We start from the raw sequence: 15602 nt of genomic DNA, 5'->3' as shown, positions 1-15602 counted from the left end.
CGCCCCCGGCCAAGGCGTCGCACCGGGGTTTTGGCCGTGAGGGGAGTTCGATGAAGCGCGGCACATCACGTGACATCCGCACCGCGAACCGCTACGAGGTGCTGCGCCAGATCATCGCCGCGTCTCCCACCTCCCGGCAGGAGCTGGCGGCCGCCACGGGGCTGAGCCTCGCCACGGTCGCCACGCTCGTCGGGGAGCTCCTCGACCTGCGGATGATCACCGAGGTCGGGTTCGAGGACTCGGCGGGCGGCCGCCCCCGGGGCCTCGTGGCGGTCAACGCGTCGGGGGGCGCGTTGATCGGCGTCGACATCGCGGAGACGTACGTCCATGTCGAGCTCTTCGACCTCGCGCTGAACGTCCTGGCCCGCGCGGAGGAGGACGTCCGCCCCGGCGAGAGCCTCCCCGAGCAGCTGGTCGGCCATGTCGCCGCCGCCGTCGGCTCGGTGGTCATGCAGGCCGGGATCGAGGGCGCGCGGGTGCTGGGCGTGGGCGTGAGCGTGCCGGGACAGGTGAACCGCGACACCGGCATCGCGGAGTACGCGCCGAACTGGGACTGGCACGACGTGCCCCTGCTCGACCTGCTCACCGAGCACATCGCCTACCCCCTGTACCTCGACAACCCGCTGCGCGCCGTCGCGGTCGCCGAGCTGTGGTTCGGGGCCGCGCGCGGGCGCGGGGACGCCGTCGTGGTCACCCTCGGGACCGGCGTGGGCGCCGGGCTCGTCCTGGGCGGCGGGCTGCACCGGGGGGTCAGCAACAGCGCCGGCGAGTGGGGCCACAACACGATCGTCCTCGACGGCCGGCTGTGCCACTGCGGCAACCACGGCTGCGTGGAGACGTACGTCGGAGCGCCCGGAATCATGCTGAATCTGCGGGAGTTGAGCCCTGGCAGCCCGCTGCTGCACCCGGAGGACCAGACGGCCACCATCGCCGCGCTGGCCCAGGGGATGCGGGAGCAGGACCCGGTGGCGCTCAAGGTGGTCCGGGACACCGCCCGTTACCTCGGCGCCGGCATCGCCGACCTGGTCAACCTGTTCAACCCCGAAGTGGTCGTGCTCAGCAGCTGGGTCGCGGCCGCCCTCGGCGAGCCCCTGGTCGCGGAGGTGCGCGAGGCCGTCTCCCGGCACGCGCTGCCGCGGCCGATGGCCGCCACCGAGATCGTCCTCTCCCTGATCCCCAGCGATCCGGCGTGTCTGGGTGCGGCGACGTTCGCACTGGAAGGCGCACTGCAGTCCGTCGGGCAGAGGAATGCGAAACGCACCACCCCCGCAAGGAGCCGTACCGCACCACCTTCATGACGACGGAAGGGATGCACGTGACTCACCCCCGCCCCAAAAGACCCGCCCTGTTGACGGCCGCAGCCGCACTCGCCGTCGCGGGGCCCCTGATATCCGCCCCGCCCTCCTCGGCCGCCACCCCCACGGCGGCCGAGGTCTCCCCCCACTCCGCCCAGACCATCGACGACATCGGCGCGTCGGGCGCCTGGTGGGTCAACGACCTGCAGCACTTCAAGCCCGAGGTGCAGGCCCGGGTCGCCGGTCTGCTCTTCTCCCGGCAGGGCCTCGGCCTCTCCTCGTACCGCTACAACATCGGCGGTGGCGGCACCGCGGTGACCACCCCGGCCCGCGCCGCCCAGGACTTCCTGAACTCCGACGGCTCGTACGACTGGAGCAGGGACAGCGGCGGTCGAACGTTCCTCAAGTACGCCGCGAAGTACGGCGTCAAGGACCTCATCGGCTTCGTCAACAGCGCGCCCGCGCAGTGGACGACCAACGGCCAGAGCTGTGGCGGCCAGCTGAAGGCGGAGAACGAGTCGGACTACGCCAAGTACGTGGCCGACGTGACCGACCACTTCGCCAAGCAGGGCGTGAAGCTCGACTACATCAGCCCGTTCAACGAGCCGGACAACGACTTCGGGGACTGCGGCCAGGAGGGCATGAAGGTCACGCCCGACCAACGCGACGACATCGTGCGGGCGTTGGGCGCCGAGCAGCGGGCCCGGAAGCAGAAGACGTCGATCATCGCGGACGAGTCCAGCAAGACCACCCAGTTCGTGTCCGAGGTCCCGCAGTGGGTCTCGCAGCCGGGCACCGCACAGTACGTGTCCGCGCTCGCCCACCACACGTACAACAACCCCGACGACGGCCAGCTGGGCAACGTCTACGAGACGTCGAGGGCCGTGGGGAAGAAGTCCTGGGCCACCGAGATCTGCTGCTTCGGCAAGGGCGGCACGGGCTGGAACCAGGAGTACGACCCCACCATCGACAACGCCCTGCTGATGTCGCGGATCATCTACAAGGACTTCGCGAGCTCGCACGACTCGGCGTTCCAGTGGTGGGTGGCCCTGGCCAGCGGCTACGGCACCTCGCCCACCGAGCGGAACGACACGGGCTGGAACGACGGCCTGATCTACTACGACCCCGACTACGCGACGAACGGCAACCAGAAGCTGTACTTCACCAAGCGGTACTACGCGCTCGGCCAGTACAGCAGGTTCGTCCGGCCGGGCTCGGTCGCGCACAACGTGACCGGGGCGCCGGACGGCGTCGAGGTGTCGTCCTACGACCGGGACGGCAAGTGGGTGGTCGTGGTCAACAACCACAACTCCACCGACACACCGCTGAGTTTGCACTTCAATAACAAGACACCGGTGCGGGCCGCGCAGGCCGTGCGGACGTCGGCCACGGAGAACTGGGCGAACGTCGCCAAGCCGACGGTGAGCGGCGGCACGGCGTCCGCGACTCTCGCGGCGCGTTCCATCACGACATACGTCTTCGACCAGAAGGGCCACGGCAGTTCGGCGGTCACGGGTGCACTGCAGGGCAAGCAGTCCGGCAAGTGCCTGACCGCGGGCACCTCCGGGGCCGCCATCAGCACGTGCACGGGCGCGGCCGAACAGTCGTGGTCGTACGACGCCAAGGGCGCACTGAAGGGCGCGAACGGCTATCTGACGGCTGGGAGTTCGGGCCTGACGACGACCGCCGGCTTCACGGGTGACGCGAGCCAGCGCTGGCTGCTGAACGCCAACGGCCAGATCCTCAGCGAGGCGTCCGGCAAGTGCCTGGACGTCAGCGGGCAGGCGACCGCCGACGGCAGCAAAGTGATCCTGTACAGCTGCAACGGCGGCACCAACGAGGTCTGGAACAAGGCCTAGTCCCCTGCACCGAGGGCCGCCGGCCACACCCTGACCCGGCGGCCCTCACCCTCTGCACCCACCCCCCACGTTCGGCATTCCGAACCGGATTTAACGCTTCGAACAGACTTCGTCCAACCCCTTGCCGAAGCCTTAGCCGAAGGTTAACGTCCCCGCACCGCAACGCATTTTGAGCCACGTAGCAGCAAGTAGCGCTGAAGCCGTGGAGCCGCAGCCGCAATCGAGACAAGGACGTCAGCATGTCGGCAATGAGCAACAGCAATTTCTCCCGCCGGTCCATATTCCGGGCCGCCGCGGGCATGGCCGCCGCCGGCACGCTGGCCGCGTGCGGGAGCAACAACGGGCGGGGGGGCGGCTCCGGTTCGGGCAAGCAGCTCGTCCAGTACTTCCACGCCTACGGTGAGGCGGGCGTGGAGCAGGCCGTCAAGCGGTACGCGAAGGCCTACACGAAGGCCAACGTGTCCACGCAGTGGATCACCGGCAGCAACTTCGAGAACAAGCTCTTTCCCGCCCTGCTCACCAAGCAGGCGCCGGACGTCTTCGAGTTCCACCCGCAGATCCAGCTCATCAAGAGCGGTCAGGTGGCCGATCTGACCGACATCATCGATCCGGTCAAGGACGACTTCAACCCGGCCGACATCAAGTCGCACACGGTCGACGGCAAGATCTACGGCATCCGGATGATCGACGATCCGCAGTTCTTCTTCTACCGCAAGTCGATGCTGGAGAAGGCGAACGTCCCTGTGCCGACCACCCTCGACGAACTGATCGAGGCCGCGGCGAAACTCACCACCAGCAAGGTGAAGGGGCTGTTCCTGGGCAACGACCTGACGCCCATCCAGAGCAACCTGATCTGGTCGGCGGGAGCCGACACCCTCAACGAGAAGAACGAGATCGCCTACCACACGGACGCCGTGGTCGCCGGCCTCAAGCAGCTCCGCTCCCTGTTCACGAGCGGCAACCTGCTCCTTGACGCTCCGGCCGACTGGTGGGACCCCTCCGCGCTGGACCAGGGACTGTGCGCCATTCAGTGGGGCGGTCTGTGGGGAATGCCCACGATGCAGAAGGCGCTCGGCGACGACCTCGGCATCTTCCCGTTCCCCAAGGTCGGAAGCAACGGGAAGCCGTCGGTCACCAACGGCGGCTGGTCGATGTTCGTCAACGCCAAGGGCGACAACGTCGAAGCGGCCAAGGAGTACGTGAAGTGGCTGTGGATCGACCAGAAGCAGTACCAGGAGGACTTCGCGACCTCGTACGGCTTCCACATCCCGCCGCGCACCTCGATCGCCCAGCAGGCCACCAAGCTCAAGTCCGGTCTGCCGGCTGAGGGCGTGAAGCTCTCCAACAACTACGGGCACTTCGACAACATCGGCTGGACCCAGGCGATGATCACCGCCCTCAACGACGTCATCGCCAACTGCGTCCGCAAGAACCAGAGCCCGGAGGCAGCGCTCGACGCCTGCGACAAGAAGGTCAACCGCGAGCTCAAGAAGCTCTTCGGATAGTCCGGCGGAGCGCGAGCGACATGTCGACCACCACCACACGCGGGATCGCCCGCCCCGCCCCGGCCAAGGGCTCCCAGGCCCGGCCGCGGCGGGGGCTGCGGGGCAACCCCACCTTCAACTTCTGGCTCTTCACCGGCCCGTTCCTGATCGGCCTGGTGATCTTCGTCTTCGTGCCGATCGGCTGGAGCATCTGGCTCAGCTTCTTCGACGCGCGGTTCACCGTCACGCCGAGCAACTTCATCGGCTTCGACAACTACAAGACGGTCCTGACGGACCCCAACTTCACCGGGTCACTGGTGACGTTCACGGTGTTCGCCGCTTTCATCGTGCCGACCACCTGGGCGCTCTCACTGAGCCTGGCCCTGCTGGTGCACCGTCTGCGGTTCATGCGGGCGTTCTTCCGCTCGGTGTTCTTCCTGCCGACCGCGTGCAGTTACGTGGCCGCCTCGCTCATCTGGAAGATGTCCCTCTTCAACGGTGTCCGCTTCGGTCTGGCCAACACCGTCATCGGCTGGTTCGGCGCCGACCAGGTGGCCTGGCTCGCCAACCCCAGCCCACCCTGGTACTGGCTGGTCATCGTGACGCTGCGCCTGTGGCTGCAGGCCGGTTTCTACATGATCCTGTTCCTGGCAGCGCTCCAGAACATCCCCTCGGAGCTGTACGAAGCGGCCTCCATCGACGGTGCCAAGCCCGGCTGGCAGACCTTCCGGTACATCACGTTGCCGCAGCTGCGCGCCACCTCCACCGCGGTGATCCTGCTGCTGCTCGTCGCGGCCTACCAGGCCTTCGATGAGTTCTTCAACCTGATGGGCAAGGCCACGTGGGGCCAACCGCCCCTCGTCATCCTCTACAAGACGGCCATCGGGGTGAACCAGGACTACGGCCAGGGCAGCGCGGGCGCGGTCATCCTGACTTTGCTGATCTGCGTCGTAACCCTGTTCCAGGGCAAGATCATGGGCTTCGGAAGGGGTGAGGAGTCCAAGTGACCACCACCATGCCTCCAGTCGACCAGCCGCGCCGCACCAGGCGCGGGAGCGTCATCGGCAACACCGGCATCTACATCGCGGTAGGCATCGCCGCGCTGCTCTTCCTGCTGCCCTTCTACCTGATCGTCCGCAACTCTCTGATGCAGGACCCCGAGATCACGGGCGAGAACTGGAAGTGGTTCCCCACCCACATCCAGTGGAGCAACGTCACCGAGCCGTTCCACGACGTGACGGTCGACTTCGGCCGCTCGATGATCAACTCTGCCGTCGTCGGGGTCCTGATGACCGTCGGCACCCTCCTGGTCTGCTCCCTCGCCGGCTACGGCCTGGCGCGCATCCCGTACCGGCATGCCAACAAGGTCTTCTACCTGGTCCTCGCGACACTGATGGTGCCCACAGCCGTCACCTTCGTGCCCAGCTTCGTGCTGGTCTCCTCGCTCGGCTGGGTCGACACCTACCGCGGTCTCATCATCCCCGGTCTCTTCAGTGGTTTCACCTGCTTCCTCTTCCGGCAGTACTTCCTGGGATTCCCCAAGGAGCTGGAGGAGGCGGCGCGGGTGGACGGACTGGGCTACTGGGGTGCGTACTGGCGCATCGTCGTACCGAACTCGCTGAACTTCTTCGCGGCGATGGCCACGATCACCTTCATCAGCGGCTGGAACGCCTTCCTGTGGCCGCTGGTCATCGGGCAGGACCCCAGCGCCTGGACCGTCCAGGTGGCTCTCTCCTCGTACATGACCAACCAGACGGTCAACTACCACCTGATCTTCATGGCCACCGCCATCTCCATCCTGCCCCTGGTGTTCGTCTTCCTCTTCCTCCAGCGCTGGCTGGTACAGGGGATCGCGCAGACCGGTATCAAGGGCTGACACCCGCATCCCGAGACCTGGAGACCGATGACTTCCCGCACCACCACGGCCATCGACTACGTCGAGGACGTGTCGCCCGGCAGCGGGGCCCTCCCGCCCCGCGCCTGGTACCCGTCCTCCGACGCCAAGTCGCTTTCCCTGAACGGTAGTTGGCGCCTGCGCGTGTCACCGACCATCGACACAGAGGACGACTCCTTCGCGGCGGAGGGCTTCGACGCCGGGAACTGGGCCGAGGTCACGGTCCCCGGCCACTGGGTCCTTCAGGGCGACGGTGCCTTCGGCCTGCCGATCTACACCAACCACCTCTACCCCTTCCCGGTCGACCCGCCGCACGTCCCGACGGAGAACCCGACCGGCGACCACCTGCACGTCTTCGATCTGCCCGAGGACTGGCCGGACCTTTCCGACGGCGGGGCCGTGATCCGGTTCGACGGCGTCGAGTCCTGCGCCCGCGTCTGGCTGAACGGCACGGACATCGGCGAGTTCAAGGGCTCCCGGCTGCCGCACGAGTTCGCGGTCGGGCACCTGCTGAAGCCGAGCGGCAACGTCCTGGCCGTACGCGTGCACCAGTGGTCGGCCGGTTCGTACCTGGAGGACCAGGACCAGTGGTGGCTGCCCGGCATCTTCCGTGACGTGACGCTGCTGCACCGCCCGGCGGGCAGCGCCCTCGACTTCTTCGTGCACGCCTCCTACGACCACCTCACGGGCGAGGGCACCCTGCGCGTCGACTCCGATGTCGACGGGCGGGTGACCGTGCCCGCACTGGACATCGATGTCCCGACCGGGGAATCGGTGACGGTGCCGGTCGAGGCGTGGACCGCCGAGACGCCGAAGCTGTACGACGGCGTACTGGCCACGGACGGCGAGCGCGTCCCGCTGCGCATCGGCTTCCGCACGGTCGAGCTGGCCGACGGCCTCATCAAGGTCAACGGCAAGGCGGTGCTCTTCAAGGGCGTCAACCGTCATGAGTGGCACCCGGTCAACGGTCGCGCCCTTGACCTTGCGACCATGCGCGAGGACGTGCTGCTGATGAAGCGGCACAACCTCAACGCGGTGCGCACCTCCCACTATCCGCCGCACCCGGCCTTCCTCGACCTGTGCGACGAGTACGGCCTGTGGGTCATCGACGAGTGCGACCTGGAGACCCACGGCTTCACCGAGCAGGCCTGGCGGGACAACCCGGTCGACGACGACCGCTGGACCCCGGCCCTCATCGACCGCGCCGCGCGGATGGTCGAGCGGGACAAGAACCACCCGTCGGTCGTCATCTGGTCCCTGGGCAACGAGGCCGGCACCGGACGCGGCCTGACCGCCATGGCCGAGTGGATCCACGGCCGGGACACCTCGCGCCTCGTGCACTACGAGGGCGACTGGAACTCCCGTGACACGGACATGTACTCGCGGATGTACGCGAGCCACGGCGAGGTCGAGCAGATCGGCCGGGAGCTGGACGGGGGAACGCACAAGCGGCGCGAGCTCCCCTTCATCCTGTGTGAGTACGGCCACGCCATGGGCAACGGCCCGGGCGGCATCGCCGACTACCAGGAGCTGTTCGAGAAGTACGAGCGCCTCCAGGGCGGCTTCATCTGGGAGTGGATCGACCACGGCGTCAGGCACCCGGAGCTGGGCTACGCCTACGGCGGCGACTTCGGCGAGGAGCTGCACGACGGCAACTTCGTCTGCGACGGCCTGATCTTCCCCGACCGGCAGCCCTCACCTGGCCTGCTGGAGTTCAAGAAGGTCATCGAACCCGTCTCCATCGAGGGCGCCGACACCGCCGTACGGATCACGAACAAGCAGGACTTCGCCGACCTGTCCGCGTTCGCCTTCGAGTGGTCCTACCAAGTGGACGGCGAGACGGTCGAGTCGGGCTCCCTGTCGCTGCCCGCGCTCGCCCCGGGCGAGTCCGCGGACGTCAAGCTGCCCGAGCCGGCCGACGGCCGAGGTGGCGGCGAGACGCGGTGGACGGTACGGGCGCTGCTGGCCGCCGACACCAACTGGGGACCCAAGGGCCACGAAGTGGCCTGGGGGCAGGTCCCGGTCACCGCACGGACGGTGCCGTCCGTCGCCGCGACCGACGGTCCGGTCGCCGGCGACGGCGTGATCACGCTCGGCCCGGCCTCCTTCGACGCCCGCACCGGTGAGCTGAAGACGATCGGCGGCCTCGGGGTGAGCGGTCTGCGCCTGGACGTGTGGCGGGCGACCACCGACAACGACGAGGGCGCCGAGTGGCTGACCGGCATCCGCTCCGCGGAGCTGTGGCGCAAGTACGGCCTGCACCGCATGCGGCACCGGCTGGCCTCGGTGGAGCTCGGCGACGACGCGCTGACCGTGCGGACCCGGGTGGCGCCGGCCGCCTGGGAGTTCGGCCTCGCCGCGGTGTACCGCTGGACCTCGGACGGCAGCCGCCTCAGGCTGACCGTGTCCGTGGGGCCGGAGGGTGAGTGGCCGGTGCCGCTGCCGCGCCTGGGCGTGCGGTTCGGGCTCACCGGGGCCGACACCGTGAAGTGGTACGGCGGCGGGCCCGGCGAGGGCTACCCGGACACCAAGGCGGCGTCCAGGGTGGGTCGTTGGGAGTCCACCGTAGACGGGCTGCAGACCCCGTACCTCCGTCCGCAGGAGAACGGCGCCCGCGCCGACGTCCGCTGGGCCGAGCTCGGCGGGCTGCGCGTCGAGGGCGACCCGGAGTTCTTCCTCACCGCCCGCCGCTGGACCACCGAGCAGCTGGACGCGGCCACCCACCTCACCGACCTCACGGCCGGCGAGACGGTGTGGGTGAACCTCGACCACGGCATCCACGGCATCGGCACCGGGTCCTGCGGCCCGGGTGTGCTGCCGCAGTACCAGCTGCGCGCCGAGCCGGCCGAGTTCTCCTTCGTCTTCTCGGAGATCGGTTGACGGCCACGGACATACCGTCCCCCGCGGCCGGCCGGCTCTTCAGCCGGCCGGCCGCGGTCGCGTCCTGCGTCGGTTTCGTCCTCATCGGCATGCTCCAGGCGCTGTACGGCCCCGCGGTGCCGGGCCTGCGCGCGGAGTTCGGGCTGTCGCCGTCCGGTGCCGGGCTCGGTCTGAGCCTGCACTTCGCGGGCGGCGTCGCGGGCGTCCTGGCCTTCAACGCGATCCACTCCCGGATCAGCAACAGGGCTTTGCTGGCGGCGAGTTACGGTCTGATGGCGCTGGGCGGGGCCGGCTTCGCGCTCGCCCCGGACTGGCCCCTCGCGCTCGTCGCCGCGTTCCTCGGCGGGCTCGGCTTCGGCGGCATCGACTACGGCGTCAACCAGCTGTTCGCGGTGGGCTTCGGCGACCGTTCCACGGCCATGCTGAACGTGCTCAACGCCCACTTCGGCATCGGTGCGGTGCTCGGTCCGGCGGTGGTGGCCTGGCTGGGGCCGGACGCGTACGCGTACGCCTTCGGGGCGTGTGCGGTGCTGGCGGCCGTATTGGCGCCGCTGGGCTCAAGTGGCGTTCGTACGCGCCCGGTCGAGCCGTCGGAGAAGCAGCGGCAACCCGGGTCGCCGGGCGGCGGCCTTCCCCGTGTCCTCGTCGGCTTCCTCGCCCTCTACATCCTGAACGTCGGCGTCGAGGCGGGCGTGGGCGGCTGGGAGCCCACGCATCTGGAGACCGTCGGCTACAGCGCGACCGTGGCCGCCTCGGCGACCTCCGTGTACTGGCTGATGATGACGGCGGGCCGTTTCCTCGTCGTGCCGGTCACCCTGAAGTACTCCCCCGAGCGCATCCTGACGATCTGCGCGGCCGGCATGACCGTGTGTCTGCTGCTGGCACGTGTAAAAGGAGTGGCGCCGGTGGCCTACGCCGGTGTTGGGTTGTTCATCGCGCCGGTCTTCCCGACCGGACTGCCCTGGCTGAACAGGGCGCTTCCCCAGGCGAGGCGCGCTGGTGCCTGGGTCATCGCCGCGTCGATGATCGGCGGAGTGGCGGCTCCCCCGCTGCTGGGGGCGGGCATCGAGGCCTCGGGCATCCACGCCGTCCCCTGGCTGCTGACCGCGCTCTCCGCCGCCTCGCTCGCGGCGACCGTCTGGCTGATCCAACTCACCCGGAGGTTCAACGAGTGATCGGCAGTATCGAGGTCCGCTCCCTCTCCCGCTCCTTCACCACCACCGTGCGCCGCCCGGGTTTCGCAGGCGCGCTCAGATCTCTCGTCAACCCGGAGCGGGCCGTCAAGCACGCCGTCTCCGACATCAGCTTCGACGTGGTGCCGGGCGAACTCCTCGCCCTGCTGGGCCCGAACGGCGCCGGCAAGTCCACCACCATCAAGATGCTCACCGGCATCCTCACGCCCACCTCCGGCGAGGCCAGGGTGGCGGGCGTGGTGCCGTACGAGGAGCGGGAGCGCAACGCCCGTAACATCGGCGCCGTGTTCGGGCAGCGCACCCAGCTGTGGTGGGACCTGCCGGTCAGGGAGTCCTTCGCGATCCTGCGGGACATCTACGACGTGCCGGGGGCCGAACACGCCGCGCGGCTGCGGGAGTTCGACGGCATCCTCGAACTGTCCGCCTTCTGGGACACCCGCGTCCGGCACCTCTCCCTCGGCCAGCGTGTGCGCTGCGACCTGGCCGCCGCCCTGCTGCACGACCCGCCAGTCGTCTTCCTCGACGAGCCGACGATCGGCATGGACGTGGTGGTCAAGGAGCAGGTCCGTGAGTTCCTGCGCCATCAGGTCGAGCAGCGCGGCCGGACGGTGCTGCTGACCACGCACGACATGACGGAGGTCGAGCGGCTGGCCGAGCGGGTCGTGCTGATCAACCACGGTCGGCTGGTCCTGGACGGCTCTCTCGACGAGATCCGCCGCAAGTTCGGCTCGACCTGGCAGGTGCGGGCGACGCTCGCCGACGGGCACACCGACCTCGCACCACCGCCGGGCATCGTACTGCTGCGCCAGGACGGCCCGCAGGTGGTGTTCGGTCCGGACGGACCCGAGGCCCCCACGGTCCACCAGGCGCTCAAGGCCGTCATCGAGCGGTACGAGGTGACGGGCATCGCCATCGACGAGGCGGACCTCGAGGACGTGATGCGGGCCGCGTACGCGCATGCGGAGCCCGCGGCGGAAGGGGTCTGAGATGGCCGTTCTGCACGCGTGGCGGGCCGCCCGCGTCACCCCGCTCGGCGAGTTGCACGCCCCGCCCCGGATGACGGCCGTCCTGGTCCGGCTGACCGTCCAGGTGGTCCTGGTGGCGTCACTGTGGAGCGGCCTGTACGCGAACACCGGCGTGACGGCCGGCATGAGCCGCGAGCAGGCCATCACCTACGCCGTGCTGGCCGTACTCGCCTCCCGGCTTCGGGAGCTGGACCAGTACGCGGGCCGGGACACGGTCATCCAGCACATGCACTTCGGCACCATCGTCTACTGGTACCTGCGCCCGCTGTCTCCCGCTCGCTACCATGCGCTGCGCGCCCTCGGCGAGCAGGTCTACGGGGCCGCGTGGGCGCTCGCCGGTTACGCGGTGTGTCTCGCCGCCGGGGTGATCGAGCCGCCCGAGTCGGCTGCCGTCGCGGGGGTGTTCGTGGTCAGCCTGCTGCTCGGGCAGCTGGTTCTGTACCACGTCATGCTCCTGCTGGACCAGATGTGCTTCTGGACCGTGCGCAACACCGCGGCCATGCTGATCCTGATCTTCGCGCAGAACCTGATGTCCGGGGTGTACGCCCCGCTGTGGTTCTTCCCCGGGTGGTTCCGCACCCTGAGCACCTTCCTGCCCTTCCAGGCGACGCTCAACGTGCCGCTGTCCCTCTACGTGGGCCGGATCCGACTGTCCGACGCGGGCGGCCAGTTGGCCCTCCAGGCCGGCTGGGTCGTGCTGCTCCACCTGTTCACCCGGTTCCTGTGGCGGCGGGCCGCCCGCCGTGTGATCTCCCAGGGAGGCTGAGGCCTGTGAACGCCGTCCGGATCGCCTGGCGCATCACGCGCCTCAACTTCCGCTCCCAACTGGAGTACCGCACCGAGTTCCTGCTGATGGTCGCGATCGGCGCGATCTGGCAGGTGTCGGTGATCGTGTTCGCGACCGTGCTGCTGACCCGGTTCACCGGGATGGGCGGCTGGGACAGCTCGGACGTGCTGCTCATCCCCGCGACGCGGATGCTGGCGCACGGGCTGTTCGTGCTGGTCCTGGGCCGGGTGCACGGCCTGGGCCGGTTCATCCAGGAAGGGCGCATCGACATCTGCCTGCTGCGGCCCATACCGGTCCACCGCCAGGTGCAGCTGCAGTACTTCCCCACCAACGCGATCGGCGACCTCACGGTGGCCGCCGGTCTGATGGCCGGCGCCCTGTCCCGCAGTCACCTCGACTGGACCGCAGGGCGGATCACGTATCTCGTCATCTGTCTGATCGGCGGCATGCTCCTGGAGGCCGCGCTGTTCACGGCGGTCGCCTGCGCCTCGCTCCGCTTCCCGGCCGCCGACTACTGGGGCCGCTGGCTGGAGGAGCTGCTCGGCACCTTCGGCAGCTATCCGCTGAACGTGCTGCCCAAGGCGGTGGGCGGCTTCCTGACGTTCGGCCTCCCGCTCGCGTTCGTCGCCTACTTCCCGGCCGCGGTGCTCACCGGGCACGGACACGACACGGGCGTCCCGTTCTGGCTGGCGGCGGCCTCCCCGCTGCTCGGAGTACTCGCGTACCTCGGAGCGCGGCTGCTGTGGCGCTGGAGCCTCAACCACTACACGGGGGTGAACGGATGACGGCACCCGCCGCGGCGGACCTCAGGGCCACTCGGGTTCGAGTTCCTTGATCAGCCGGCCGAGCACGGCCGGCTCCGGCAGACTGCGCAGGGACCTGGCGACCTCTGTCTTCCCGAACTCGCGCTGCTCCACCGTCTTCGCCGGGTCCACCGCTGCTTCGGCCTGCACCTGGATGTAGTTCAGGCTCGTCGCGACGAGCGTCGAGAACGCATCCAGGTCCCGGATCCGGCCGGGGCCGCCGGCCGCCACGTAGGCGCGGACGACCCGCCGCGCGGAATCCGCGTTCAGGCGGTTTCGTCCCGACCACGCGAAGACGATCCACGCCAGCTCACGCTCCGGTGCCGTGGGTCCCGCGTTGTCCCAGTCGATCAGGACCGGGCCTGCGGGGCCCAACAGCACGTTCTGCGGCTGCACATCGAGATGCGACGTCACCAGTGCGCTCCGGTCGGCCGAGTTCACCAACCGTGCCAGTTCCCCGGCCGGGCCGGCGGCGAAGCGGGCCAGTGCGTCCGACCACGGCAGGCCGGCGGCATCCGTCCTGCGGTGCAGCTCTTCCCAGTCGGCCTTCCGAGGGCAGGTCTCGTACCAGGAGCCCGGCGCCTCGCTCGTGCCTGCTCCGGCCACATGCAGCAGTGCGAGCGTGCGGCCGACCCAGCTGAGGATCTCCGGCCGGGCAGGGTCCGCCCCGGTCCCGTCGATCCATTCGTAGAGCTTCACGGAGGATCCGCCCGCCCTGGGTGGAAGCCGGGAGACAGGGGAGCCTTCGCGGTTCGCGAGGAGCTTCGGGGAGGTGATGCCGAGTCGCTCCGAGGCGTCCCGCAACGCGGCCTCCCGCTGGACCTGGCGCTCGTCACAGCCGAAGAGCATCTCCTTGACGGCCCATGTCGAGCTGTGCCCCGACAGCTTCCAGATCTGCCCCAGCGCACCGCGCGTGACGGGAGTCAGCGTCCACGGACCGGAGCCGAGTCCGTACGCCTCGACCAGGTGATCGACTGCGTTGTGCATGGCTGTTCTCTCTTCCCTGTGATGCGACGTGCGGTGACCGTGTCAGGCGTTCCTGACGGGCGTGAGCAGGGCGACGGCCGCGATCCCGGCACAGCAGCAACCCGCGACGAGCGCCGCCGGTCCGGTGCCCTGCCGCTCCGCCGACCAGGTGAGGACGGCCGCGCCGATCGGGGCGGCGGAGTAGTGGAGCGTCCAGAAGGCGGAGGTGACGCGGCCGAGCAGGGGCTCGGGGGTGATCTCCTGGCGCAGGGACATGGAGCAGGTGCCCGCGATGGCGACGCAGGCCAGGAAGGCGGCGCCCAGGGCGGCCACGGCGCGCACGTCCCGCGCCCAGCCCAGGCCGGCGAAGGCGAGCCCGCACACCGCGACCGCGCCGGTCCAGGTGCGCCCGAAGCCGAGCCGGCGCCGGATCCGGGCGACCAGCAGGGAGCCGGCGATGGTCCCGAGCGCGCCGCACGCCATGACGGTGCCGACCGTGCCGTCGTCGTGCCCGAGGTCGTGCTTGACGTGGTAGATGACCAGGTCGGTCAGGCCGAGGGTGAGGAAGCTGAAGACGAAGAGCAGGGCGGTAAGAGACCGCAGGACCGGGTGGCCGTAGAGGAAGGACATGCCGGTGCGCAGGTCCCGCCAGAGGCCGGTGCGCTCGGGTGGGCGGTCGTCGGCGGGGCGGGCGCGGAAGCGTACGAGGAGCAGGCAGGCCGCCGACACCCCGAAGCTCGCCGCGTCCACGCCGACGGCGGCGGCCGGTCCGGTCCAGGCGGCGACGAGTCCCGCGCCCAGCGGTCCCAGCACCCCGGCCGCGGCGGCCGTCGCGTTCAGGCGGCCGTTGGCCTCGGTCAGCCGGTCGCCGCCGACCAGGCTGCGCACGACGGTGACGTAGCCGACGGCGAAGAACGTGCCGACGGCCTCGCACAGCGGCAGCACCACGTACAGCAGCCACAGCTGCGGCCCGAACAGCCACACGACGGGGATCAGTCCGTACAGCACCATCCGTACGAGGTCGCAGGCGATGAGGAGTCTGCGGCGGTCGGCACGGTCCACCACGACCCCGGCGAACACCGCCGCGAGGACTGCGGCGCCGGATCCCACCGCCGTCAGCAGCCCCATGCGGGCGACCGACCCGGTGGCCTGGAGGACCAGCAGGGGCAGGGCGATCAGGGCGAAGGAGTCACCGAAGACGGACAGGGTCTGGGCGGCCCAGAAGATGCCGAAGTCCCGCTGCAGCCAGAGGGGTTGAGCGGTGGATGGTGTGGTGTCGGGCGAACTGCTCCCGCACTCGCCGTCACGCCTGCGCGCCTCGTGCGTCACCGCGCTCCCCCTCGCCACCTCATGCTCCCCCTCCGTTCGGCAACCCTATGTCCGTCGCAATTCCCGGCAACCGAATTCCCCGCAGCG

The 15602-nt window shown here is 69.5% G+C and carries 12 protein-coding genes; 10 read left to right on the top strand and 2 right to left on the bottom strand.

Annotated features, from left to right (window positions below; genetic code table 11):
* Positions 1 to 50 precede the first annotated feature (50 nt).
* From LJ657_RS05910 to LJ657_RS05865, 10 genes are all read left to right on the top strand, one after another.
* Positions 51 to 1298 (top strand): ROK family transcriptional regulator, encoded by a 1248-nt coding sequence (locus tag LJ657_RS05910; protein WP_232647149.1) that lies wholly within the window; start codon positions 51 to 53, stop codon positions 1296 to 1298.
* 11 nt (positions 1299 to 1309) lie between these two features.
* Positions 1310 to 3154, top strand: coding sequence for a glycoside hydrolase (locus LJ657_RS05905; RefSeq protein WP_232647148.1), 1845 nt, complete (start codon positions 1310 to 1312; stop codon positions 3152 to 3154).
* Between the two features lie 239 nt (positions 3155 to 3393).
* The gene (locus LJ657_RS05900) at positions 3394 to 4659 is read left to right on the top strand and encodes an ABC transporter substrate-binding protein (protein ID WP_232647147.1); all 1266 of its coding nucleotides are present in this window, start codon (positions 3394 to 3396) and stop codon (positions 4657 to 4659) included.
* 20 nt (positions 4660 to 4679) lie between these two features.
* On the top strand, positions 4680 to 5645 hold the full coding sequence (locus LJ657_RS05895; protein WP_232647146.1) for a carbohydrate ABC transporter permease: 966 nt from the start codon (positions 4680 to 4682) through the stop codon (positions 5643 to 5645).
* Complete coding sequence (locus LJ657_RS05890; protein WP_232647145.1) at positions 5642 to 6514, top strand: carbohydrate ABC transporter permease; 873 nt, start codon at positions 5642 to 5644, stop codon at positions 6512 to 6514. The genes LJ657_RS05895 and LJ657_RS05890 overlap by 4 nt, the downstream gene beginning before the upstream one ends.
* Positions 6515 to 6541: 27 nt before the next feature.
* Positions 6542 to 9412, top strand: coding sequence for a glycoside hydrolase family 2 TIM barrel-domain containing protein (locus tag LJ657_RS05885; protein ID WP_232647144.1), 2871 nt, complete (start codon positions 6542 to 6544; stop codon positions 9410 to 9412).
* Complete coding sequence (locus LJ657_RS05880) at positions 9409 to 10587, top strand: MFS transporter (protein WP_269786075.1); 1179 nt, start codon at positions 9409 to 9411, stop codon at positions 10585 to 10587. The genes LJ657_RS05885 and LJ657_RS05880 overlap by 4 nt, the downstream gene beginning before the upstream one ends.
* A complete protein-coding gene (locus LJ657_RS05875) occupies positions 10584 to 11591 on the top strand; it encodes an ABC transporter ATP-binding protein (RefSeq protein ID WP_232647143.1) in 1008 nt (335 codons plus the stop codon). Before LJ657_RS05880 ends, LJ657_RS05875 begins: the two co-directional genes overlap by 4 nt.
* A 1-nt stretch (position 11592) precedes the next feature.
* A complete protein-coding gene (locus LJ657_RS05870) occupies positions 11593 to 12396 on the top strand; it encodes an ABC transporter permease (protein ID WP_232647142.1) in 804 nt (267 codons plus the stop codon).
* A gap of 5 nt (positions 12397 to 12401) precedes the next feature.
* Positions 12402 to 13202 carry an ABC transporter permease gene (locus tag LJ657_RS05865; protein WP_232647141.1) on the top strand — a complete coding sequence of 267 codons (801 nt, stop codon included), beginning with the start codon at positions 12402 to 12404 and terminating at the stop codon, positions 13200 to 13202.
* A 21-nt stretch (positions 13203 to 13223) separates the two neighbouring features.
* Here the strand turns inward: LJ657_RS05865 and LJ657_RS05860 are convergent, their stop codons facing one another.
* Both LJ657_RS05860 and LJ657_RS05855 read right to left on the bottom strand, forming a co-directional pair.
* A complete protein-coding gene (locus LJ657_RS05860) occupies positions 13224 to 14207 on the bottom strand; it encodes a phosphotransferase enzyme family protein (RefSeq protein ID WP_232647140.1) in 984 nt (327 codons plus the stop codon).
* 42 nt (positions 14208 to 14249) lie between these two features.
* Positions 14250 to 15515, bottom strand: coding sequence for an MFS transporter (locus LJ657_RS05855; RefSeq protein WP_372487820.1), 1266 nt, complete (start codon positions 15513 to 15515; stop codon positions 14250 to 14252).
* Between the last annotated feature and the right edge of the window lie 87 nt (positions 15516 to 15602).

The organism is Streptomyces guryensis, from assembly GCF_021261325.1.
Taxonomy (GTDB): Bacteria; Actinomycetota; Actinomycetes; order Streptomycetales; family Streptomycetaceae; genus Streptomyces; species Streptomyces guryensis.
The sequence above is the reverse complement of the archived record's forward strand: the minus strand, read 5'-3'. Positions and strand labels throughout refer to the sequence as shown.

Coding starts and splice junctions, on each gene's coding strand:
- LJ657_RS05910 (WP_232647149.1), top strand. CDS start 51: ATGAAGCGCGGCACATCACGTGACATCCGCACCGCGAACCGCTACGAG.
- LJ657_RS05905 (WP_232647148.1), top strand. CDS start 1,310: ATGCACGTGACTCACCCCCGCCCCAAAAGACCCGCCCTGTTGACGGCC.
- LJ657_RS05900 (WP_232647147.1), top strand. CDS start 3,394: ATGTCGGCAATGAGCAACAGCAATTTCTCCCGCCGGTCCATATTCCGG.
- LJ657_RS05895 (WP_232647146.1), top strand. CDS start 4,680: ATGTCGACCACCACCACACGCGGGATCGCCCGCCCCGCCCCGGCCAAG.
- LJ657_RS05885 (WP_232647144.1), top strand. CDS start 6,542: ATGACTTCCCGCACCACCACGGCCATCGACTACGTCGAGGACGTGTCG.
- LJ657_RS05870 (WP_232647142.1), top strand. CDS start 11,593: ATGGCCGTTCTGCACGCGTGGCGGGCCGCCCGCGTCACCCCGCTCGGC.
- LJ657_RS05860 (WP_232647140.1), bottom strand. CDS start 14,207: ATGCACAACGCAGTCGATCACCTGGTCGAGGCGTACGGACTCGGCTCC.